The following is a 22232-nucleotide window of genomic DNA, read 5'->3' as shown; positions in this document are numbered from 1 at the left end:
ACACCGCCCGGCGCCCGCCCCCGCCCGGCTCCCGCTACTCGGCGACCTCGTCGGCCTTCGCCCGCGGCGCCTGCCGTCGGGATTGCACGGCGTCGACGATCACGTCGATGATCACGAACGCCGCGAGCGGGTAGCCGACGAGGGGGAACGCCAGCCCGAGCGCCACGCCTCCGGTGACGATCGCCGTCACCGCCCACCACGGCGCCCCGTCGAGCGCGCCGCGACGGGGCGGCGTGCCGACCCGTGCACGGCGGGTGGGGCGGCGCTTGATCCACATGGCGTATCCGAGCACCACCATGGTGGCGATCCCGAGGGCGAGGAGGAACATGACGATCTGGTTAGCGAGCCCGAACATCGTGCCCATGTGGATGGCCACGCCCCAGGTCGCGAGCTTCGCAGGCAGCGAGAACTCCGCGAAGTCGACGCGGTCGACGACGGCGAGGGTCGCCCCGTCGACCGCGACGGCATCCGCTTCAGTCGGGTAGCCGCGCTGAATCTCCTGCACGACCCACGCCACCCCGGGTTCGGACGGCGGGGTGATCTGGATGAGGCCCGTGTTCACGTTGACGCCCTGGGCGACGGCGAGCACGTCGTCGAACGTCGCCGGATCGACCGGGGCTGCCGCCGACGCCGAACCGTGGTCGGCGTGCGCTCCGTGATCGTCGGCGCCGCCGGCGAGGCTCGTCGCGACGGCGGGCGTGCGCCAGTCGAGCGCGTCGCGCAGGCTCGACACGTTGGCGCCGGCGTAGGTCGACCACGTGAGGCCGGTCGCCGAGAGGAACAGGGCGCCGAGGGCAAGCCAGATGCCTACAGAGGTGTGCCAGCTGAACACGCGGCGGTAGCCGGTCGCCCGGCGGTTCGGGCGCACGAAGTCTTTCTTCGCGCGGGCACTGCGGATGCGGATGACCCACAGCCCGACTCCGGCGAGCACGACGATGCCGAGCCATGAGGCGGCGAGCTCGCTGTAGAGGCGGCCCGGCTCGCCGAGGTTGAGGTTGCGGTGCAGGTTGCTCAGCCAGGTGCGCAGCGGCAGCGACCCGCTCGTGCCGTAGACGACCTCGTCGCCGCGGATCGCGCCGGTGCCCGGGTCGATGAAGATCGCCCGGGTCTCGCTCGCGCCGAGCCCCTCCTGCGCGAACATGACGCGCGTCGTGTCGTCGCGCTCGGGCGCGGGCCGCACCGCGGTGAGGCTCGCCTCGTCGCCGACGTGGGCTTCGGCGATCTCGACCTGCGCGCCGAGCGTGAGCTGCAGGTCGGAGACGGGCGCGTGGAGCTGGCGCGCATACACGCCCTGCTCGATCGTCGGCGCGATCGCGTAGAGGGCGCCGCTGAGCGCGGCGATGAGGATGAACGGGCCGACGACGATGCCCGCGTAGAAGTGCAGGCGGAGGAGGAAGGCGCCGAACCAGGGCCGGCGCGGCGGGTGCGCGGGTGCTGCGTCGGTGGGCGGGGAGGAGAGGGAGGTCATGATCGTTTTCCGGAGAAGGATGCTGCGCGGTGGCAGAAAAGGCAGAGGTCGTCCGCGAGCGGACGGGGGAGTCGCGGGGCGACGGAGGTGGCTCACCGGCGGACAGCACGGTGAGCAGGGGACGCAGGTGCGAAGCCGGTGCAGGCCGGGGCAGAGCAAGGCAGGCCGGGGCCACGCGGCGACGTCACAGACGGGCGGCACCTCGGCACACCCGAGCGAGCGCGGGTGGGGGCGGTGTCAGCGCGCGAGCGCCGGTGGGCCGCGGCGAGCGATGACGGCGAGGAAGGGAGAGCGCGGCGGGCGCTCGGCGGCGACGGCGGCGGGGAGGGCGGGCCACGCGAGCGGCGTCAGCAGCCCGGTCGCCGCGATCAGCCGGCGGCGCAGCCACCGGGCGAGATCCGACGCCAGGGCGAGAAGGGCGCGGGCGGCGCGCTCGCCGCGGTGCAGCACGAGGGTGGTGACCAGGGCGGCGAGGCCGTGCAAGGCCCACATCGCCAGGTCGCCGTGCAGCGCGGCCGCGGAACCGGCGGCATCCGTCATCGCGGGCAGCGCCAGGTGGGCGTGCGCGTGCGGCGCGGCGGAGCCGGAGGGAGTGACGGTGCCGAGCAGGAACAGCGTGTGGAACAGCACCTGGCTGAGGGTCACCGCGATCGCGAGGCGGATGAGCGAGAGCCGCCGACCGGCGAGGGCGGTGCACAGCGCGAGTGAGAGCGCGAGGGGCGCGGCGACGCCGAGCCACCCGGGCGGTGTGCCGCCGGCGGTGACGTGCGAGAGCAGCGCGACCCAGGTCGCGACGGATGCCGCGAGCCCGCCGCGCAGGACGCGGGAGGCTCGGGTGGCACGCATGCTCCCATTGTCGCAGGGCGGGTGCGCCGAAAAGGCGCGGGGCCTGCGACCAAAGCGCAAGGGGGCTCCGCGAATCGGGGTGCGGTGCCTACGGTGGGCTTTCAGCTACGAGACGGAGGCCGTCGCATGACCGACGAGCAGAGGTACGACGCCACCCAGCGGCGACGGTTGAATTCGGGCGCGGTGCTCGTGTTGGCGTTGAGCCTGGTTTTCCTGGTCGTGGCGGTTGCGTTCGTGATCCTCGGCGCCCTGGCGCTGTCGATCGAGAGCCCGAATCACGTGCTCGGCATCGGGATGCTGATCGGCGCCGCCGTCGTGGGCATCGCGTGCCTGATGGGCATCGCCTACGGGGTGCGTAAGCTCCGGCATCCGCGGCTCGAGGCGTGACGCGCGGCAGCGGAGTCGTCAGGTCAGGAAGACGACGAACAGCAGCGCGGCGAAGAGCACCGTCGCGCACATGAGCGCGATCAGGTAGCGGCCGGCGAACCTGTTCGCGTCGCCCGTGCGTGCAAGGCGCCGGGTGCGGACGATGGTGCCGCCGAAGAAGAGGGCGACCATGCCGACCACGAGCAGCAAGACGAGGACGGGCGTGGGCAGAGGCATGATGGAGCTTTCGGGTCGGGGGCCAGAGGGAGCCTAGCCCGGGCGCACGAAAGCCCCGGACCGAAACGGGTCCGAGGCTTTCGAGGGGCGAGGCTCATGGCCTCACCGGTCAGATGCGCTCTGCGAGCGCGAACCCGACCGATCCGTCGTCGTCGACGCGAGCGTCGAGCACCCGGTCGCCGAGGGCGACGTTGGCGCCCGGGTCGACGAAGACCCGTGCGCCGTCGCTCTCGACGACGGTGTCTTCCGGCTCGGGGGCCGGGGCGAGAGAGAGGGCGTACCCGTTGTCGGGATCAGCGGCCTCGGCGATGCGCAGCCCACCCGTGGTGGTGGGGATCTGCGAGGCGAGGTTCTTGACGGCACTGCTGGCGTTCTCGGTGAGTGTGAGCATGATGCTCCCTTCCGTGGATTGCATGAGGGGGCCACGATGCCGAGAATGCGGGCGGCATGCAAACGCTGACACGCCACGTGCCGGGACTCACACGGCTTACGGAGGTTCGCGTCGCCGATCTCCGTCGCGCGGGGGAGGTGGCGGCATCCGCCGGCGATTACGGTCGGGGCAACGGAGAGGAGCCGTCATGACGAACGGCACGAAGCAGGAGACGCCGGTCGCGGTCTGGTATTTCATCGGCGCGACGTTCTTGGGCACGCTGCCGTCGATGCTGTTCGGCGATCTGGAGTGGTGGATGCGGGTGATCTTCCTCGTTCTCGCGCTCGCTCTGATCTTCGCCGGGTTCGTGCAGCTGCGTAAGGAGTCGGGCTGGGGCCGCCCGAAGACGGACGATCAGCCGCCGGCTCCGACTCCGCCGCCGACCGTCTGAGTCGCTGCGCGGGTCGCAGGCGTCTGGGTGAGATGCTTGTGCCCGGATCGACGGCGGGGGACGGCATGGCTGGAGTGGGCGCGCGTGTGCGGGCGGGTGCGGTGGGTGCCGCGCTGGTCGGGCTGATGCTGGCGGGGTGTGCTCCCGAACCGGTGCCTTCGCCCACGGTGAGTGCGTCGCCGTCATCGTCGCCCACGCCGTCTGCGTCGCCGACTCCGGAGGCGTCGGAGGCCCCGAGCGCCACGCCGACCGTGCGGCCGACGCCGCCGCCGTCAGCGACCCCGACGCCGGCGCCGCCGCCATCCGCGCCGACTCCCAAGCCGACCGCCGACGCGGCTCTGATGTCGGGTGCGGAAGCGGGCGAACTGTGCACCGCCTTTCACAAGGCAGAGCCCCTGAGCGCCGACGAGAAGCAGACCGGCACCGCTGTCGCGCTCGCTCGCTACGACCGGCCCGAGTGGTACGTGTACGTTCCGGCGGAGAACGCGAACGGTGCGTTCTACCAGGAGTGCGTCGTCGGCGGCACGGCCGCTGACCCGCGCTGGGTGATGACCGGTCAGGCGCTCGTCGACGGGTTCGAGGCCAACATCGAGGAGATGCGCTCGATGGACTTCGAGGCGGAGTGACCGGTCAGCTCAGGCGACGACCGCGTGGCGGGCGGACCTCAGCAGGGGACTTCGGGGATGGGCTGATCGTCGACGGTGAGGAAAGGTCGTTCCGCGATCGGAGCGTCGAACCTCACCTCGATAGTGGCCGGTACGCCGACCGCGGGGCTCGATCCTGATCCCTGCAGGTGGATCACTGCCGTGACCCTGTCGCCCGACTCGCTCAGACGCGGTGTCGCGTTCTCGACGCCGGGCCCCGAGGTGTAGTGCAGAGTCACGGTCGAGGGGTCGGCGCCGTCGCACACGGCGTAGCCCTCGACGGCTGCGTCGTGCTCCCACGCCTGCGAGCAGGCAGACAGGGAGGCGGCTGCGAGCGCGGTGAGAAGCGCAATGGCCCCGAAGCGCGCGAGGGCAGTGGTCATGTCCGGATGCTATCGGCCGCCGGTGACTTCGGGAGGCGACTACTCACAAGTTCGGCTTCCACAAGAACGGGGTGTAGATGACGTTCGCCGCCAACGTGAAGCCGCCCTCGCGCGTGCCGCTGTGGGCGCCGTCGTACCAGTCCTCCGGCCCCGCCGACGTGCGAGCATGGCCGCATGAATGACGACGACGAGTTTCCGCGCCTGCACGGCCAGGCGATCGACCCGACCGTTCTGGCCGGCGAGGGCGAGCCCTTCATCGACCTGGTCACGCGGCACGGAGGTGATCCGTTGCCGGTTCCGCAGCCGAACGGCTGGCGAGTGCTGAGGCAGCGCGGTGATGCGGTGGAGATCGGAGCGCCGCTCGACGCCGACCGTCGGCTGTGGCTGCTCGCGTCGGTGCGGCCGGGGGAAGAGGTCTGGCTGCTCGAGAAGCCGGAGCCTGTGCGTGCGAGCTACGCCGAGCGGCGTCGCGGGCTCATCCTCCGCTGGCCCGCAGCGGTTCGTGCGGACGCGGGGCCGGATGGTTTCGCGATCGACATCGTGAACACCGGTGAGGTGCGGTGGGAGCCGGACGGTGACTCGTTCGACGTGATCGGCACGGTGGCGGCGGTGGACGACGGCTCGGTCTCCATGGGCTGGGCGACGATGGGAGAGCGGGGAGCCGTACCGCTCGACCCGGGCGACTACGCGCGCGTGCCGGTGCGCATCGACGAATCCGCCTGGGCGAGGCTGACACCCGGCGAGCATGAACTGCACGCGCTGCTGGTGCCGTTGGCCGTGAGGAGCGAGCCGTTGCGCATCGACGTCGCCCCGCACACGGTCAACGTTGCTCAGATGTCAGAGCGCTCTCGGGACGGCGGCCGGCGTCGGCAGGCGATGCACGACGACCTTCGTCAGCAGCAGGCGATTCTGGATGCCGCCCCGCGCCTGGCAGACATCGTCGCCGCCGTCGGCCCGACGCAGACGGAAGAAGACGCAGTCGCGGCGATCGGGCACCTGCTGAGTGTGGACTCGGTCGGTGCCGAGGCGGTGTTCGCGGCATCCCTCAGCGATCTGCATCCCTCATCGGCGGAGTGGCGACGTGAGCGGATCGCGCACACCGAGCGGAGTCTCGAGCGGTCAGGCGCCGGTCTGGGGAAGGCGTGACTTCTTGAACTGGCCGAGGGCCAGCAGCAGCAGGATGATGCTGGCGCAGGCGAGCCAGCCGGGCCAGCTCAGTGGGGATGCCGTGAGGGGCTGCAGGCCGGGTGTCGACACCAGGAAGGCGAACCCCGCGGCGGCGTTGAACGCGCCGTGGCCGAGCACGGCTGGCCACACGTTGCCCGACCGCAGGCGCAGCCAGCCAAGGAGGATGCCGAAGCTGAGGCATCCCATCACCATCAGGCCGACGCCGAAGAGATTGGGCTCGGCGAAGTTGTAGCCGAGCAGGATGATCGGCGAGTGCCAGAGGCCCCAGATCACGCCGCTGATGAGCAGCGCCGGCCAGGTGCCGAGGGGGCGGAGTGCGGAGAGCAGCCATCCTCGCCAGCCGAGCTCTTCGCCGAACGCGAGGAACGAGTTGATCACGGCGCCGACGGGAATGAAGGCGATCTGGGCGATGACGAGCGCCGCCACCGGGAGCTCGATGTTCGGCGTGCCGGCCGCCTCGAGCTGAGCGTTGAGGGCCACGGCGAAGCCGGAGAAGTTGACGAGGTCGAGCTGCAGCGCTCCGGCCGCGGCGGCGATGAACGTGGCGAGCACCGGCACCACGACCGCGATGGCGAGTCCGATGCCGAGCAGGCCGAAGAAGCGGCCGAGGGGCTTGATCGGGACGAGCGCGAGCATGCGCCAGGCCCGCCGTCCGGCGGTGCGGCGCAGGAACAGGGTGACGATGAGCGCCGCGACGGCCGGCGTGAACATCATCACCGGCAGGAGCAGCGGTGCGATCGGGGTGGCGAGGCCGTCACCCGTCCAGAGCGGGAGCGTGACGAGCCAGGCGAGTCCGCACGCGATGAGGGTGAACGCGATGACCGCGATCCAGGGGACGGTGGTGGTTCCGCGCGTGTCCGGAGTGGTGGGGGCGGATGCCGCGGGGGTGGGGTCCGTGCTCATGGTGGGGTGGCCTCCTGGTGGCGAGGTGCATCCGCCGGTGTGGTCTGACGTGGGGACGAACGGGATGCCGACATGGTCGTGCGGCACTGTCGCAGCTGACCAGTAGCAGCTCATGTCGTGGTCGGCCGCGCCCGGGAACGAACATCTCGTGAATCGGACAGTTGTTCGACGAGGCATCTCGCGCACGGACGTCCGTTCGCTCTCCAACGTAACGGTTGCTGACACCGGGCCGAGGAACCTGTCCGACGTCTGCATGAGTTTCCGCTCGAGCGTGCTCGCCCCCGGCGAGTGTTGCGATGTTGGCGAGCCCGGCGGTGTGACCCTCAAGGTGGCCTCTGTCGCTCTCGTCACGATCGGATCGGACCCTGACCAGGTTCGTGCCGTCGCGGAGGACCACACGTGTTAGGCGTCGCGGGTGCGATCACAATCCGCGCAACGCAGTAGTTTGATTCGAGGGGCTCTGGGGGAGTCACCATCTGTGAGGCTCGGGGGCCGGAGTGTTTGTAGTCGATTCGATGATGATTCTTGGCGTTCCGACGCCGACCTGGATAGCGATTGCGGCGGCCGCCGTGCTGATTCCCCTTGTGATCGCGGCGGTGGTTGCCGGGCTTCGTCGGCTACAGCGGCGGCGTGTGGCCGAGTCGAGTTCTGCGCTCGGTGCGCTGGGTCGCCTCAACCACCGTTTCGGAGAGGTGATCACCCCGCTCCCCGCGATCGACCTGGAGTTCTTCGTCCGCGTCGATTCGAAGTCGAAGTTTGATTCATACGACTTGGCTCGGTATCTCCGTGAAGAAGTACTTGTTCACGAGCAAGAGTTCGAAGCCGAGATTGCCGTGCGCCGACAGGCGGTCCGCCACTACCTCGACTACGAGGCGGGTGTGGGCGCGGAGGTCATGAGCCGTCTGGGGCGCAGCAGTCGGGACGATATGCGCCAGAAGCGTTTCGACCGCGTCGAGACCGACCTGTACGAGAAGGGTCTGCTTCAGCGGCCGACGCCCGAGGCGAGCGTGCGGGCCGCCCTGCGATACACGAGCCCGCAGGGCCGAAACGCGTACTCCCGCACCGAAACGTGGGGGTTCGACGAGCTCCGCCAGGGTTTGGCGTGGGCGAGGGAGGAACGCGCGCGCCGGTCGACCACCCAGCACCTGCACCAGCGCGAGCGCGCGCTTATGACGCCGTCGCTCCGGGCTGATGTCCTCCGGCGCGACGGGTCTCGCTGCCGCGCGTGCGGTGCGTCGTCAGCTGATCGCCCCCTCCACATCGACCACATCCTGCCGGTGTCACGCGGAGGGCGGACCGAACTGACGAATCTGCAGACGCTGTGTCAGGCCTGCAACCTCGGGAAGGGCAATCGGTTCGTCGGGTAGAGCGAGCCTCCGGCGTGATGCGCTCACGCAAGGAGCCGCTTCCCCCTTTCGTCCCTAGACTCGCCAGAGACGTCTCAAGGGGGAGATAACCATGGCATCCACCGCGCCAAGCCGACGTGCAGAACGGATCCGCGCTGCTCTCGACTATCTCGCGACTCACGCTGGTCTGGACGAATATGTGCAGGCCTCGACTGTGTGGGACGCGGTTCAACATCGTTTCCCCCTCGCGCCCCAGGAAGCGGAACCGAACTCAAGCGGTCTGCCAAAGGGTGAAACGGAGTGGCGCTGGGCAAGTGTCGATGTCGCGGCGGCGGGATGGCTGAGGAAGGACCCTGCCGGTTCCGGTCGGTGGGCGATCACCTCAGAGGGTCTCGAAGCCCTCACGCAGTATCCGGGGGACGATCTCTACGCGGAGGCGGCTCGTCGGTACGCCGTGGTGCGAGCTGAACAACAATCTGACATCGACAAAGCCCTACCCGCGCAATGGGTGTCTCGCAGTGGCTCTGAACGGAAGCTGTTGGCGGCCGCTCACTCCTGGGTTGAGAACGGCTTGAAGCAGGGTGGTTCAGCCTTCAGCTCCGGGCACAACGTGTGGGACGTGCAAACCGTGGGTGCTTTGCATGACCTCTGGTCTCGAGCAGCTAAGACGGACGGAAAGGACCTGACTCAGAACCTCGCCGTCCAGCTGGAGAACCAACCGGACTCGGTCAAGCTCCTCATGGCGGAGATCATTGCGATCCAGGTTCTGCCGATCTCCGGGGCGCTTGGCCACGCGAAGAAGACCGAAAGAGTGCAGTCCATCCTTCGGCTGATGGAACATCCAGTGTCCATCCCGACACTGTTTGACGAGGCTTTCGGTTCCGGCGCGTTTGGTCCCGGTCCGGCGATGGCGGTGAACGTCAACAATGCCATCACCGTGATTCTCAATGTGGCCCGGAAATGGGTCGACGCGGGACCTGACGAGCAGGAAGCTGCGCTGCTGGACCCTCGGAAATGGCGCGCCTTAGTCATGTCTGCCGAGGGCCACGCTTTCCCCACCCAGCGCTACGCGTTGATGTACTTGGTCTACCCGGGGTACTTCGGTCCGATTGTCTCAACTGCTGATCGTGCGAAGATTCGCGAATCGTTCATCGGTGAAATCGGTGGAACGTACTCCAACGACGCAGACGATGATCTGTTTCGGATTGTCATCGCATTGCAGACGAAAACGGGAAAGCCGGTCGACTTCTACCGCGCGCCGCTGCTCGAGCGTTGGCAGAAAGCGCCGACTCCGCCATCCCGTGAGCCCGACCCTCTGCAGGACGGCGAGGACGTAGAACAGACACCCCACCCCCGCGGCTTCACCCCAACTGATGTCGACACCGCCGCGCTGAGTGACGAGCTCAAGCTCGATGTCTCTTGGCTCGACCGAGTCGTCTCTGCGCTCCATCGCCGCGGGCAGATCATTCTCTATGGTCCGCCCGGAACCGGAAAGACCTTCGTTGCGAAGGCGCTGACGAGTGCGCTGACGGGGCGGCCGGATGCTGCACGCCGCATCCAGTTCCATCCGTCGTACACGTACGAAGACTTCTTCGCCGGATACCGACCGCGGGAGAAGAATGGGCAGCTGATCTTCGAGCTCGCGAAAGGGCCGCTGCGAAGGATCGCCGACGACGCGCGGAGGGACCCCGACGTTGCTCACGTCCTCCTCATCGACGAGATCAACCGCGCCAACCTGTCGAAGGTGTTCGGAGAGTTGTACTACCTGCTCGAGTATCGCGATGACGAGATCGACCTCCTGTACGCCGGGTCGGGGACCGACGGGGGAGATACCTTTTCGCTACCTCCGAACGTTCTCATCATTGGGACGATGAATACCGCGGACCGATCCATCGCGCTGCTCGATTCGGCGATGCGTCGTCGCTTCTCCTTCTTCGAGCTGCATCCCGATGTCGAGCCTGTCGCTGGCATTCTCGACCGCTGGATCCACGAGCACCCCCAGGATCTGCCGCTGCCCGCGCTGTTCGCCGAGCTGAACGCCCGCATCGTCGAGCGAGAAGACCGCATCGGTCCCAGTCATCTGCTTCGGCGGGACAACCTGAGTCAGGCGGACCTTCACGCGATCTGGAACGAAAGCCTTCTGCCTCTGCTCGAAGAGCGCCACTTGGGAACCCAGGTCGATGTCACAGTTCGCTTCTCACTTCGCAGCCTGATGGATGCCGTAGCCCGGCGCGCCGAGCCCACACCGCCCTACCCGACATGACCGACGAACGTCGTTACGTCGCCGAGAAGGGCGAGACCTTTCTCGAGCTCTCGCTCGCTCAGGCGACAGAGCTGACGGAACTCGGCTTCTGCCGTGTGACCCCCTCGAGCTCGCCCGGTCGGTGGCGGGTGACGGACGTGAACAAGGTGGGTGTCGCCGTGCTCGACGGTGTCACCATCCACGTCATGCCCAAGACCCCGCTGGAGAACATCGTCTACATGGCGTCGCTCGGAGGGATGCAGCTCGCGCCTGGCGCGCTCGTAGGTCACGGCGTCGACCGTTCGCTCCCTTCGGCTCTCGCGCAGGCGTTCGTTCAGACAGTGGATGCGGCCACTCGGCGCGGGCTGGTGAAGGGGTACCGCACCATCCAGGAATCGGCATCGGTCGTCCGCGGTCGATGGGATATCGCGCGACAGCTCAGGGTGCGCCCCGGCATCCCTCTGCCTATTGAGATCGATTACGACGAGTTCTCGGAAGACACCGACGAGAACCGGATCCTCCACTCCGCGATCCGCCTTCTGGGCGGGCTCACTGATCTGCCGGGTGCTGTTCGCGTATCGCTCGCGCGCTTGCGCATGATGTTCGCCGAGGTCGGGACGGTTCCGCGAGGCGCCGCGCTACCGAACGTGACTCTCACGCGGTTGACGCAGCACTACGACCCCCCATTGCGACTGGCTCGAGTGATCCTCGATGCTCTGTCGTGGACCCACGTGGAGGGGCCATCGCGCGGAGGGAGCTTCCTCGTGAACATGGCGAACGTGTTCGAGCGCTACGTTGCCGCACGGGTGAGCGAGCATCTGCGCGATGCTGGAGTGGCACTCACGGCGCAGGATCGCGCGTGGTGGCTCGATGTCGACCGCGTGATCTCCCTGAGGCCGGACCTCGTGATTCGGCGTGCCGATCACGTCGTGACTGTCGCAGACACGAAGTACAAGAACCTGAGCGTGAACGCGGGGTCGCCCGCGAACAGCGATGTCTATCAGGCAGTGGCGTACGCGCTCGCGCTTGGCGTCTCGACCGCTCACCTCATCTATGTCGCGGGGGAGGTCGACTCCCGGCATCTCGAGGTCGCCGTCGCGGGTGTTACCGTCTGCGTCCACTCGGTGCCGCTCGCGGGCAATCCTGAAGCGCTCGAGTCGACGATGACCGCGCTTGCCGAAGTGCTCATCGAGTCGGAGCGCGCTCGGGTCTGAGGCAAGTCAGTCGCAGGTCTTGAACACGTACGCCGGGTCGTCCGGTGTGAGGAGATCCCGATCCCGCAGAACGACGGATGCCGGTGTCTCCGGGTCGGCGCAGACCTCGTCCCACGGGCGGGGGAGGTTGTCGGTGTACTCGATGGAGAGGACGTGATCGCCGTAGACCTCGGTGTAGGCGGAGCACTCCTCGTAGGCCGCGCACTCCTCGACGACGGCGAAGTCGAACCCGGCGCGGGAGCGGAGGAGTGAGGCATCCTCGGCTGCGTTCTTCTGCCCGGCCGCGAGTCCGACGTCGTGCGCGGTATCGACGAGCAGGGTCGCAAGGTTGAGCGCGTCGTCGCGACTGAGGGCGCCGTTGGTGCGGGTGTAGGTGTCGAGGTTGTCGAACTCGACGGCGTCGAACCCGTCGGACGCGCAGTCGCGAATCCACGGCCCGACGATCTTCGCGATCTCGTCCGCCTTGCGGGTGTCGAGGATGACCTCGTCCGGCCAGTCCGGGTCGATGACCGGCTCGCTGTCGTCATCGCGCAGGAGGAGATCGTCGGGCCAGGCGTCGAGCTCACCCGGCTGCGTCTGGAACCCGTTGACGTAACAGATGGAGTAGAGGTCGTCGACGGATGCTGCGGCCCGATCGCGCACGACGAGGTCGACGCCGCCGGGTGGGTCGTAGGCGCCGCCGAGCTGGTAATCGAGCTGGCCGCCGTCGGGTGAAAGCTGCGGTCCAGCGGGTGGGTCGTGCGGCGGCGACTCCTGGCCGGCGCAACCGGCGAGCAGCAACGCGGTAGCGGCGAGCAAGGGGAGTGCGCGCCGGACGGTCATGTCGCGAACCTACCGGACGCCGGGGGATCGGTAGACTCGTCGGGCCAGCCTCTGTAGCTCAATGGAAGAGCAGTTCCGTCCTAAGGAAACGGTTGGGGGTTCGAGTCCCTCCAGGGGCACTTCTTACGACTCGAGTCGAAGGGGATGAGAGTCGGGGCATGCCCTAGGCTCACTGAAGACTCACTGCCGGAGGAATGGTGACCATGGGGGTATCGGCCGTCTCGGAGCAGGTCATCCTTCAGTTGGGAGACCTGCACTTCACCGGATTCAAGGACGCCACGACGAACGTCGACAATCACGATCGGTCAACGCCGGGACGGCTCGATTCAACACTGGGGCTGCCCATACCTACAGCTATTCGTCGGGCTCTGGTCGAGCAGATCAACAAATCTCCTGGCGCGATGATCGCGATTTGCGGCGACATCACCACTCAGGGAAACAGGGAAGACTTCATAGGTGGCGTAGATTTTCTTGCCGACACGCTCGCCGATCCGCTTTTGGCTGTGCGTCCGCACGAGGATCATGTTCATCTAGTCCCAGGCAATCACGACGTCAGCTTTAAAGGTGATCAGCCGTTCACAAGTTTTGAAGATATCTCGAGGTTCGACGTTCTTGCCGACATCTGCAGAACCGCCGGGTTAGGGATCCTGGCGACGAGTCTCCGCCACACCACCATCACGCTCCCGCGGGGGGATGCGGGGTTGAGCGTCTTGAGTGTCAACACGTCCCGCGGGGCGGGGGCGACCCGACGTGATCTGCCGGGCGGCTCCGATGACGCGCTCCTCGACGCGCTTGTAGCGGAAATTGGGGGATCGGTAGACATTCACGGAATTTTGAAGAAGCACGCGCCTGAGAGTTCGGCGGCTGAAGTGCTGGATGTGCCTTTACTGCATCCTGAAGAACTGCATCAGATCGCCGGTCATTGGAGCGCTCTGAGCACCAGGTATATGCCGGTACTGCTGGCTCACCACGGTCTTCTGCCGCAGCACACTCCTCGATTGAACCCCTACACAGAGATGGCCAACGCCGGCCAAGCTCGCAAAGAACTCACGAAGCTGAATCGATCCGTACTCTATCTCCACGGACACATCCACGAGCACGTCGTGGAGGTTGTCGACTTTCCGAGGGCGGCGGATGTTATGCCGATGCATAGTCGAGCGATTATCGTTGCCGCCCCGGAACTGAAAGTGGGCTTCAACAAGGTATCGGTTGTCTTCGACGCCAAGGGATCCCCACTTGGTGTCCGCGTTGAGAAGTTTCGCATCAACCCAGGCGAGCAGACAGTCTCTCGCGAGCCAGACCTTATTGAGGTCTCGCTAGCGCGCCGCCCGAGTCTTACTGCAAACCAAAGGAAGGTGCTTGAGTTCGCAGTTGCCAGAGGCTCGGTGATGGGGATTGAACTCGCCGAGCACGCGGCAGGACTTACGCCCCCGTTGGACCGCCCCGGTGTCGAGTCTCTTGTGGAGACCCTTTGCTGGTCTGGTTTGCTCCGTCGCAACTCCCCGCCGAGCACGCCGTTCGAGGATACGGGGTACCTGCTTTGACATCACAGACGCTGGCCCATTTTTTCGATGACCGGTGGGAGCAGGATCGCATACAGCACTTCTACTACCTTGACACTCCGGCCTATCGAAAGGTCTCGCGACTAGCCAAACATGTCGTGCTGAAAGGACACCGAGGCACGGGAAAAACAACGCTCCTGCGGGCACTCGATTGGCGGGAGCGGCAAGCGAACTCTCACTTACGAGCAGCCCTCGGGCCCGATCCATGGGCCGACGGTGTTATTGGGTGTTTCCTCCAGATCAAGCTTCTCCCGGTCGACATGCTTGACATCTGGTTGCGGGAAAGCAGTGACCAAGTCCGTTACACAGTCATCTCTAGCTACTTGCGGGCGACGTGGATCGTCGAGATTTGTAGGGCAATCGCGGGACTGAACAGGGAGCGCAGATTCGCTACCTACAGCGAAGAGTTGGCAGACCTCAATCCGATAGCGGAATCGGTGTGGGCCTGGACTCCTGCTGTGCTCAAAATCCGGCCCATCGGTCCAGCCGACGTGATCTCGCTACAGGATGTGGATCGTCTGGGGCGAGCTGTGATGAAATACCTTCGTTCGGCAGCTGCTATCGAGTTGCCCAGCCCGGAGGATGCACTCGATCAGCTTGATCTGCTGGAGATGGCTTCGATCACATCGCAAGTGTTCGGTGCCCTCGCTTCGCTCGTGTCCAGACTTGGTGGGCACGAGGCTTGGACCTTCCGAATTTGCATGGATGAGGGAGAGTTTCTCTCTGAAGATTGGGCTGTGGCCGTTAGAACCCTCATCAGGGAGACGGATGCTCCGGTTTACTTGGCCGTATCTGTGCTGCATTCGCTCGGCACGACAACCCGAGCAGACGGCGTTTCGCTGTCAATCGATGATCGAGAGATAGTGGATCTCGACGATAGAACCGCCGAGGACATGATTTCGCTGCTCAATGGCGTGTTGCGAGCGCGAATGGAGGTGGTCGGTCTTGACCGGTCCAGTTTTGACCTGAAGCAATTCTTGGGCAATCCTGACCTGAATGAGCTGCTGGAGATTGCCGTGTCACGTTCGGAGACGCGGGAGGCTGAGCGGTTTAGGCGCCGATATGCGGACAAGTCAGCTGACCCAATTCGAGATCACTTGCTAGCGAATGATGCCATAAGGAGCGGTGAAGTGCTGAGCCGCCGAGAGGAGAGCGCCGGTTATCGAAAGAAGAAGATTGCCGGGTATCTGAATCTTTTGGGTTCCATTGGCGTCGATCGTCCCACCTACGCGGGATGGCGTATCGCGGTGAACATGGCTGACAACAGCGTTCGCGATTTTATACGGTTCCTCAGATATGCGATGGAGATAGGCAATCGGAGCGAACCGGAGTTGGCCACGAACCGAGACGTGGCTCGTTTTCTGTCCCTCAGGCAAATAGATTTCCGCACCCAGGATGGAGCGCTGGACCGTTTGGGGCGGCGGAAGCTCGAATCGATGTCGGCGACACTTGTAGATCACTTTGCCGCTTCCGCAGTTATTCGACTGTTTGGCGAGGTGTCCCACCGAGGCGACTTCTATCTTTCTGGTCGAATGGGCAAGCCGAACGCAAACCGTATAGTTATCCGCGATCCCGGTCGATCACTTGAGCCGCGCGCTTCCTTTGGGGCATTTCTTTCGCTACTGCGTGATGCGGCAAGCTACGGCTATATTGCGGACTTGAGTATCGTCGACGGCAGAGTCACTTGCCGGGTGAATAGGTCGTTCGCGAGACATTTCGGGTTCAGCTACTGGAAACCCCAATACGAAACATCGGTGTCGTTCAAGCTGGTTGAGCGCGCCATTGAAGACCCCGACGCCCCACCGAGCCGTTGGCTCGAGCCGGTGGCGGCCCGACGCTTGACAAGAAACCAGGCTGCGTTGCCAGGTTTTGAGGACTGGGCGGAGGGCGGCTCGTGAGTCGTCGCCGGATCGTCTCTCAGAGCGTCGCGGTTGATTCTATCGAAGTCAGCATTGAGGACGTCGACCTACTGATCGGTGGGGCAACTTGGGACGCGCGGTGCCTCGTGGTGAACGACATCTCGTACCGGAATCGGGTCACGCACGCGATGCTCCTGACCTTCGAGGATCGCGGTACTTCGGGCAGAGTAGACATTCACGAGGGACTTCTTCGCGAAGGAATGAGCAGGATTTCTGATAATCCGCTACTGACGCTACAGATTGATACATCCGCGCTTGTAGGAGCATGGGCGATGTTCCGTCGCGCTGTGCTCAATGTCTATGAGGCTGTTGGCCGACCTCTCCGCGTCGCCGTCGACCTGAATAGCGTGCCCCGCTACCTAGCGTTGAGTTTGCTCGGGTTTGGCGCAAAGACGGGAGTGGTGGCGAGCTTTTCAGCGATCTACTCCGCTGCCCGGGCCTACATCAACGAGAGCAGCTCACTTTCTTTCACCGAAGGATCCTGGAAGCCTCGGGCTATCCCTACCCTGGGTGAGGGAGCGTTTCCGAGTGCTCGCTCTGTGCTCGTCGTGTCCGGTGGTTTCGAGGGAGATCACACCCTCCGCCTCGTTAACGCGCTCGAACCCGACCGAGTGATCGTCGCGCTGACGACCGGGATCCGTGTCGAGCACGATCGGATGGCCCAACGCGCGAGCGTCAACCTCGCGGAGGACTATCTGCTTGCTGAGGGGGGCGTTGTGACCTTGCCTGCGCAGGACCTCGCGAGCTCAGTCGAGAAGCTCGAAGCTTCGCTCTCGCGTTTCTCAGAGGAAGGTGAGGATGTCGCGCTGAGCTTCCTCCTGAGCGGCACGAAAATCGCAGCGCTCGCTATGGGTTTATACGCTGTAGATCACGGGGTTGCGCAGGTGTACTACGCGGAACCCGAGCGACGTCTGGAATCGAGCGCGGTGGAGATCGAGTGGCACACAGTAGTTACGATCGCGCTTTGAACGCTCCAAATGCCGGGGTCTGCGAATCGCCGCTGCGGTGGGCGGGCGGGAAGCGTAGGCTCCTCCCGCTCCTCAGGTCCATATTGCCGCATCATGTCGATCGGATAGTTGAGCCGTTTTTCGGTGGGGGAAGTGTTTCATTCGGGTTATCGTCTGTGCGGGCGCACGGCACCGATTCCAATGCAGATCTCGTCAATTTTTACGACCAGTGCAAGATCAACCCGCTGGGCATCATCGACGGTCTGCGGCCGCTCGCTGATGACTCTCAGACATATCAGCGGATAAGAAGCGAAGAGCCCACGACTGGACTGGGGCGGGCAATAAGGTTCACGTATCTGAACCGGACGGCATACTTCGGTCTCTATCGAACGAATCAACAAGGACTCTTCAACGTTCCATACGGAGGCGGAGGGCGCTTACGGCTAGACACTCTTGAAGCCGGCCTGCTACGTCTTTCTAAGGTTCTCGATCGGGTGACGGTCGAATGCAACGATTACCTGACTTTGTTGTCGAATGTCGAGTCATCCGACGTGGTCTTCATCGATCCGCCTTATGGAACTAAGGGTGACTTTCCGTTCCGACGCTACGGGTCTCTGGTCTTTACGCACGCGGATCATAGAAGGCTCGGAGTCGAAGCGAATCGTTGTCGCTCCCTCGGAGCGACGGTCATTCTGACTCTCCCGGGCGATGGCGATGTTCTGGATGCGTACGCTGGTTGGTCGGTTATCGGCGAACGCACCCGTGGCGGCAAGATTGTGGAACTGTGCATCGCCTCGGCGCCCCTCCGAGCTTCGCATCTCAAATCCGGCGGGTGGCAAACTGTAAGCGGCGAACTGCCGATTTATCGGGGCTCTTTGTCGGCCACGGGAACTTGATCTGGACCAGTCCCATTCAGGCTAGGTGCCCGAACACAAAGCGCTGCCGAGCCAGCATGGTTGTGCACCCATCGCGTAAACGTCAGCGCGACATCCGCTAGCCTCGGTTCCACATGACCCGTCGAACCGGGAGGCGATCATGATCCATGCGATCGTCCCCTTCCTGCGCGTCGTTATCGAAGTCCTCGGGCGCATCGTCGCTGTCGACCCATCTATGAGCGCCCCCGCCCTTACCGTCGCGCTCCTCGCGCTCGCCGTCCTCACGCTCGCGCTCCTCGCGACCGCGCTCCACGCAGCAACTCGCGGGTCCACCCCGCATCCCACCCGCCGCATCGAACTCACGGCGCCGCTGGCGCAGAGCGATCCCGATGCACCGGGACACGTCCGCCGTCGTGGGCCCGGTCAGGTGACTGCGGCCGCGTAGCGTCGAACCGTCTTGGCACCTGGTGCCCCGGCATCCGTTCGCGGCCGATCAGTCGACCCTGATCGCTTCGACGAACGGAACCCTGTGGACATCACCACCCTGCCTGTCATCTCCACCCTGCTCGACCTCACCTCCTGCGGCCTCATCGGCCTGACCTCGCTCCTCACCCCGTGGACGGGAGCGTTCGCGGGCGCGCTCGCCGTCGTGCTCGTGACCCTCGTGGTGCGGGCGGCACTCATCCCCGCCGGCATCGCGCAAGCCAAAGCCGACCAGGCGCGTATCCGGCTCGCGCCGCGCCTGCGGGAACTCCAGACCCGCTACCGCGGCAACCGGGAACGCCTGCAACGCGAAACCATGGAGCTCTACCGCTCCGAGAACGTGTCGCCGTTCGCCAGCTGCCTGCCGATCCTCATCCAGGCGCCGATCGTCGGCCTGCTTTACTCCGTGTTCATCCACCCGAACCTCGCCGGGCACACCAACGAGCTGCTGTCGCAGACCCTGCTCGGCGTCCCGCTCGGCACGAGCCTGCTCCACGCCGTGTCGACCGGAACCGCCGGCCTCGCGACCTGGCTGGTGATCGGATGCCTCGTGCTGGCGATCGCTGCGGTGGGGGAGATCACGCGACGGGCGTTCCGGATCACACCGGTCGAGGGAGCGCCGGGGGTTCCGGTGGCGATGCTCGGGGCGCTGCAGTTCATGACCGCGGTGGTGGCGGTGTTCGTGCCGCTCGCGGCGGGGATCTATCTGCTGACGACCGTGACGTGGACGCTGGGGCAGCGGTTGGTGCTCAGGCGGGTGTTTGGGTGACTTGAGGCGGTTCCGCCGACCGGCCCGACATGAGCTCGCAAGTCGACAAACCTTCGCCGCATCAGCACTGAGTGGCGGTCGCCCGCGCCGGCGATACGATCAGCGCATGGGTGAGCAACTGGCGGGGTGGGCCGCCTTTGTCGGCGCAATAATTACGATCTTTCTCGAGATCAGGCGCCATAGGCGGAACGATCAGCCCGATGCGAGCAACATTCAGCGTGTCCTGCTCTCTGGGCTTGGAATTGTCATCCTCTCCCTTTCGGCAGTTGCCTTGAACGCGGTCGCTGCGGCTTTTCGGCTTGACGCCGACTACTTGAACGATTGCTTTGGCGACACCTGCTTCGGCACGACGCTCGATCAACTCAATGTCGAGAAGTTGGAGCTGGCGATTTCAGTCGTTGAGACTGTCACAGTCGCCGTCTGGGCGATCGCGGCGGTAGTCGCGCTGGTTGCCGTCGTAGATCTGGTGAAGTTGCTCCGACAATGGAAGAGGACCCGGCCCCGACAGACTGCGAGGCCTCATGTCTTGGAGGGAGCGCCCTCAGCTGAGCGCACGGCGACGCATTCGCGGACCAAGTTGAAGGCCGAGGGGCTACGGAGGGATCGCCGAAGTCTCTAACTGGCGCATCGAGGAGTGCGATGGCGAATGGTCGGGCTCTCTTTAGCTGCGAGGGTGCGGGGTCGGTAAGTCCTCGAACGTACGACATCTTCTGCGGCGCCGCTCTCGGGCTGCGCTCTGTAATTCATCACGCCAATCGTGGCTCGGCGGTCCCACGACCGCTCCCGCTAGCCTGACCGAGTGCCCTTCGCGCTCGTGCTCACCGTCATCCTCGCCCTGCTCGCGGTCTTCCAGATCACGCTCGCGCTCGGCGCTCCGCTCGGGCGATTCGCCTGGGGTGGCCAGCACCGCGTGCTGCCGACGCGGCTCCGCATCGGCAGCCTCGTCTCGACCCTCATCTACGCGCTGATCGCCGTCCTCGCCTGGGATCGTGTTCGCGCGATCGACGTTGTGCCTGACGTCGTCGCCCAGGTCGGCATGTGGATCGTCTTCGCGTACTTCGTGCTCGGAATCCTTCTGAACGCGATTTCGCGCAGCACGCCCGAGCGGAACACGATGGTGCCCGTCACGATCGTGCTCGCCGTGCTCTCCTTCCTCATCGCGATGGGGTACGGCGAGCTCGCCACCGCCGCTGACGCATAAATCCGGCATCCGCCCGCCCCACCACCTCACAGCGGTGGCACGCTGGAACCGTGACCCCCGCACCACCCGCTACCCCTCCGTACGTGACGCGGCTTCGCGCCCGTCTGCTCACCGCGCTCGCCGGTGACCCGACCGGGATGCCGCCCTACGTCCGGGCGATCGCGGAGGGCGACGACGCCGGCTACTTCGTCGAGAACGGCCCCGCGTGGACGGTTCACGCAGGCATGGGCACCCTGGTCGCCGGCATCCGCGCCCTGCTCCTGCAGGCTCTGCATCCGGGCGCGCTCGCCGGGGTGCACGACTGGTCGCGGTACCGCGACGATCCGATCGGGCGCCTCACCGGCACCGTCCGCTGGGTCATCACCCTCACCTACGGGTCGACGACACAAGCGGATGCCGAGACCGCCCGCGTCGGCCGCTTCCACCAGCGCGTGCAGGGCGAGTACGTCGCCGGCGACGGTTCGGCCCGCACCTACACCGCTGAGCAGACCGACCTGGTGCGCTGGGTGCACCTCGCCTTCACCGACGCGTTCCTGCGAAGCCACGAGGCGTACGGTCGCGCGATCCCCGGTGGCGCCGACGCGTACGTCGCTGACTGGGCCACCGCGGGGGGCCTTATGCGCTTGACCGACCCGCCGCTGACCGAGGCCGCTCTGCGCGCCGAACTCGACGGCTTTCTCGACCGCGGCGAGTTGCGCCGCGACGAACGCGTCGACGACGTCGTGCGGTTCCTTAAGAAGCCTCCGTTCACCGGGATGATGGGCGTCGCCTACCGCGTGCTCTTCGCCGCGGCGGTCGCGACCTTGCCGCCGCGCATCCGACGGATGCTGGGCCTCCGACGTTCGTGGCTGCCGGTGAAGACCGCGACCCGGCTCATCCTGCGGGTGACCGAGCGTGCCCTCGGCTCGGGCCCCCGCGCGCAAGACATGGCGCGGCTCCGCCTCGAGCGGCTAGGGCGCTAGCGCAACCGCCCGGTCGGCGTGACCCGCACCAGAGCCACGCCGACCGGCATCCTTCCGTCTTGGATGACATCGAGGACGTCGGACTGTCGTGCACCCGGTGTGAAGCAATACGCCGAACTTCCGCAGGAGCTCGGCGCGACGCCCCGCGACGCCCTCAATCGAACGTCGCCGCAGTGTCGCGCGGGTACTCGCCGCCGGCGAGCTTCACCAGATGCGCGTGCGCGTACTCGCAGACAAGCGCGTGCCGGTAGACCATCTGCGGCACGTCGACGTTCGAATCCATCCAGAGGCTCAGCGCCCCGACTTTCCACGCGCGGAACGTGTCGTCGCCCGTGATCGTCGTGAGGATCTCGAGGAACGAGTCGTCGAACTTCATCGAGTGCACCGCGCGGCGATACTCCTCGACCGTCAACGCCATCGAGAACGGGATGTTCATGAACGTGAGCGCCGTCTGGATGTCGAGGCGGATCAGCCGGCGGACGTGCCGCTCGGCATCCAGCTTCGGAATGTCGAGCTGGTCGAAGCTCAGCTCGTCGCGCTGCGTCACCCGCACGGTGTCGAGCGCGATCAGCACGTCGTAGACGTTCACGTCGTGCTCGACGACCGCCGAATCGCCGAGCCCCGACAGCGCCGTGGGCCGCAGCGTCACGGGCTCTATGTCGACGGGCGTGTTCCGGATGATGAAGTTCACGAGGTTCGTCTCGACGACGAAGTGGCGGATCAGCAGGTCGACGGCGCTCGGCGACACGAAGTGCCGCAGGAACCAGACGCACAGCGCGTCCATGACCGACAGCGGCATCCACCGGAACGGCAGCACCCGCTTCACGACCGACACGACCCCCACGACGACGCGCGAGAACACCCGCGCGACCGGATACAGCCACCGTCGCGACAGCCGCCGCTGGTCGTTGATGATCTGCCGGACCACGGCGCGGTCGAGCGGCACCGATGGGTCGGCATAGATCGCCTCCCACATGCTCGGATCGCTCTTCACGAACTCCCGCACCACCGGCAGCGGCGGCCGCTTCGCCACG

At 65.8% G+C, this 22232-nt stretch carries 24 protein-coding genes and 1 tRNA gene; 17 read left to right on the top strand and 8 right to left on the bottom strand.

Features of this window, described 5'->3' with window-relative positions; genetic code table 11:
- Positions 1-34 precede the first annotated feature (34 nt).
- Together ACJJV7_RS10340 and ACJJV7_RS10335 are read right to left on the bottom strand one after the other, a co-directional pair.
- A complete protein-coding gene (locus tag ACJJV7_RS10340) occupies positions 35-1468 on the bottom strand; it encodes a PepSY-associated TM helix domain-containing protein (protein ID WP_405375068.1) in 1434 nt (477 codons plus the stop codon).
- A gap of 237 nt (positions 1469-1705) precedes the next feature.
- A complete protein-coding gene (locus ACJJV7_RS10335; protein WP_405375070.1) occupies positions 1706-2314 on the bottom strand; it encodes a hypothetical protein in 609 nt (202 codons plus the stop codon).
- 126 nt (positions 2315-2440) lie between these two features.
- Between ACJJV7_RS10335 and ACJJV7_RS10330 the strand changes: the two genes are divergently transcribed.
- Positions 2441-2701, top strand: a complete 261-nt coding sequence (locus ACJJV7_RS10330) for a hypothetical protein (RefSeq protein WP_405375072.1) — start codon at positions 2441-2443, stop codon at positions 2699-2701.
- A gap of 18 nt (positions 2702-2719) precedes the next feature.
- Here the strand turns inward: ACJJV7_RS10330 and ACJJV7_RS10325 are convergent, their stop codons facing one another.
- Positions 2720-2917 (bottom strand): hypothetical protein, encoded by a 198-nt coding sequence (locus tag ACJJV7_RS10325; protein WP_405375074.1) that lies wholly within the window; start codon positions 2915-2917, stop codon positions 2720-2722.
- 109 nt (positions 2918-3026) lie between these two features.
- Entirely contained in the window at positions 3027-3308 is a 282-nt protein-coding gene (locus ACJJV7_RS10320; protein ID WP_405375076.1) for a Fe-S cluster assembly protein HesB, read from the bottom strand.
- Positions 3309-3495: 187 nt separating this feature from the next.
- Here ACJJV7_RS10320 and ACJJV7_RS10315 point away from each other — a divergent pair, with 187 nt between their 5' ends.
- Together ACJJV7_RS10315 and ACJJV7_RS10310 are read left to right on the top strand one after the other, a co-directional pair.
- Positions 3496-3738: a hypothetical protein gene (locus ACJJV7_RS10315; protein WP_405375077.1), complete on the top strand. Its 243-nt coding sequence runs from the start codon at positions 3496-3498 to the stop codon at positions 3736-3738.
- A 341-nt stretch (positions 3739-4079) separates the two neighbouring features.
- The gene (locus ACJJV7_RS10310) at positions 4080-4364 is read left to right on the top strand and encodes a hypothetical protein (RefSeq protein WP_405375079.1); all 285 of its coding nucleotides are present in this window, start codon (positions 4080-4082) and stop codon (positions 4362-4364) included.
- 38 nt (positions 4365-4402) lie between these two features.
- Here ACJJV7_RS10310 and ACJJV7_RS10305 read toward each other — a convergent pair whose 3' ends face one another.
- Positions 4403-4765, bottom strand: a complete 363-nt coding sequence (locus ACJJV7_RS10305) for a hypothetical protein (protein ID WP_405375081.1) — start codon at positions 4763-4765, stop codon at positions 4403-4405.
- 174 nt (positions 4766-4939) lie between these two features.
- Between ACJJV7_RS10305 and ACJJV7_RS10300 the strand changes: the two genes are divergently transcribed.
- Complete coding sequence (locus ACJJV7_RS10300; RefSeq protein ID WP_405375083.1) at positions 4940-5911, top strand: hypothetical protein; 972 nt, start codon at positions 4940-4942, stop codon at positions 5909-5911.
- Here the strand turns inward: ACJJV7_RS10300 and ACJJV7_RS10295 are convergent.
- Positions 5885-6856, bottom strand: a complete 972-nt coding sequence (locus ACJJV7_RS10295; RefSeq protein ID WP_405467850.1) for a CPBP family intramembrane glutamic endopeptidase — start codon at positions 6854-6856, stop codon at positions 5885-5887. The genes ACJJV7_RS10300 and ACJJV7_RS10295 overlap by 27 nt on opposite strands.
- Before the next feature lie 569 nt (positions 6857-7425).
- On the opposite strand from ACJJV7_RS10295, the gene ACJJV7_RS10290 reads away from it, so the two are divergent.
- The 3 genes from ACJJV7_RS10290 to ACJJV7_RS10280 all read left to right on the top strand — a co-directional run bounded on the left by ACJJV7_RS10290 (position 7426) and on the right by ACJJV7_RS10280 (position 11658).
- Positions 7426-8223 (top strand): HNH endonuclease, encoded by a 798-nt coding sequence (locus ACJJV7_RS10290; RefSeq protein ID WP_405375086.1) that lies wholly within the window; start codon positions 7426-7428, stop codon positions 8221-8223.
- A gap of 91 nt (positions 8224-8314) precedes the next feature.
- The gene (locus tag ACJJV7_RS10285) at positions 8315-10465 is read left to right on the top strand and encodes an McrB family protein (RefSeq protein ID WP_405375088.1); all 2151 of its coding nucleotides are present in this window, start codon (positions 8315-8317) and stop codon (positions 10463-10465) included.
- A complete protein-coding gene (locus ACJJV7_RS10280; RefSeq protein ID WP_405375090.1) occupies positions 10462-11658 on the top strand; it encodes an McrC family protein in 1197 nt (398 codons plus the stop codon). Before ACJJV7_RS10285 ends, ACJJV7_RS10280 begins: the two co-directional genes overlap by 4 nt.
- Positions 11659-11664: 6 nt before the next feature.
- Here ACJJV7_RS10280 and ACJJV7_RS10275 read toward each other — a convergent pair whose 3' ends face one another.
- Complete coding sequence (locus ACJJV7_RS10275; RefSeq protein ID WP_405375091.1) at positions 11665-12480, bottom strand: endo alpha-1,4 polygalactosaminidase; 816 nt, start codon at positions 12478-12480, stop codon at positions 11665-11667.
- A 47-nt stretch (positions 12481-12527) separates the two neighbouring features.
- Here ACJJV7_RS10275 and ACJJV7_RS10270 point away from each other — a divergent pair.
- From ACJJV7_RS10270 to ACJJV7_RS10225, 10 genes are all read left to right on the top strand, one after another.
- Positions 12528-12599: transfer RNA gene (locus tag ACJJV7_RS10270), tRNA-Arg, on the top strand.
- 75 nt (positions 12600-12674) lie between these two features.
- Complete coding sequence (locus ACJJV7_RS10265; protein WP_405375092.1) at positions 12675-14024, top strand: metallophosphoesterase family protein; 1350 nt, start codon at positions 12675-12677, stop codon at positions 14022-14024.
- Positions 14021-15940 (top strand): hypothetical protein, encoded by a 1920-nt coding sequence (locus tag ACJJV7_RS10260; RefSeq protein ID WP_405375094.1) that lies wholly within the window; start codon positions 14021-14023, stop codon positions 15938-15940. The genes ACJJV7_RS10265 and ACJJV7_RS10260 overlap by 4 nt, the downstream gene beginning before the upstream one ends.
- Positions 15937-16929: a hypothetical protein gene (locus ACJJV7_RS10255; RefSeq protein ID WP_405375096.1), complete on the top strand. Its 993-nt coding sequence runs from the start codon at positions 15937-15939 to the stop codon at positions 16927-16929. The genes ACJJV7_RS10260 and ACJJV7_RS10255 overlap by 4 nt, the downstream gene beginning before the upstream one ends.
- A complete protein-coding gene (locus ACJJV7_RS10250) occupies positions 16899-17804 on the top strand; it encodes a Dam family site-specific DNA-(adenine-N6)-methyltransferase (protein WP_223246997.1) in 906 nt (301 codons plus the stop codon). The genes ACJJV7_RS10255 and ACJJV7_RS10250 overlap by 31 nt, the downstream gene beginning before the upstream one ends.
- A 139-nt stretch (positions 17805-17943) precedes the next feature.
- The gene (locus tag ACJJV7_RS10245) at positions 17944-18228 is read left to right on the top strand and encodes a DUF6412 domain-containing protein (RefSeq protein WP_405375098.1); all 285 of its coding nucleotides are present in this window, start codon (positions 17944-17946) and stop codon (positions 18226-18228) included.
- Between the two features lie 84 nt (positions 18229-18312).
- Positions 18313-19035, top strand: coding sequence for a YidC/Oxa1 family membrane protein insertase (locus ACJJV7_RS10240; protein WP_405375100.1), 723 nt, complete (start codon positions 18313-18315; stop codon positions 19033-19035).
- 106 nt (positions 19036-19141) lie between these two features.
- A complete protein-coding gene (locus ACJJV7_RS10235; RefSeq protein WP_405375102.1) occupies positions 19142-19654 on the top strand; it encodes a hypothetical protein in 513 nt (170 codons plus the stop codon).
- A 180-nt stretch (positions 19655-19834) separates the two neighbouring features.
- Complete coding sequence (locus ACJJV7_RS10230) at positions 19835-20236, top strand: hypothetical protein (RefSeq protein ID WP_405375104.1); 402 nt, start codon at positions 19835-19837, stop codon at positions 20234-20236.
- An 83-nt stretch (positions 20237-20319) separates the two neighbouring features.
- Positions 20320-21198, top strand: coding sequence for an oxygenase MpaB family protein (locus tag ACJJV7_RS10225; protein WP_405375106.1), 879 nt, complete (start codon positions 20320-20322; stop codon positions 21196-21198).
- A gap of 154 nt (positions 21199-21352) precedes the next feature.
- Here ACJJV7_RS10225 and ACJJV7_RS10220 read toward each other — a convergent pair whose 3' ends face one another.
- Positions 21353-22231 (bottom strand): DUF6999 family protein, encoded by an 879-nt coding sequence (locus ACJJV7_RS10220; RefSeq protein ID WP_405375108.1) that lies wholly within the window; start codon positions 22229-22231, stop codon positions 21353-21355.
- Between the last annotated feature and the right edge of the window lies 1 nt (position 22232).

Origin of the sequence: Microbacterium sp. Ld4, assembly GCF_045066555.1 — a bacterium.
Classification (GTDB): Bacteria; Actinomycetota; Actinomycetes; order Actinomycetales; family Microbacteriaceae; genus Microbacterium.
This window is presented reverse-complemented; position numbering and strand designations above follow the sequence as displayed.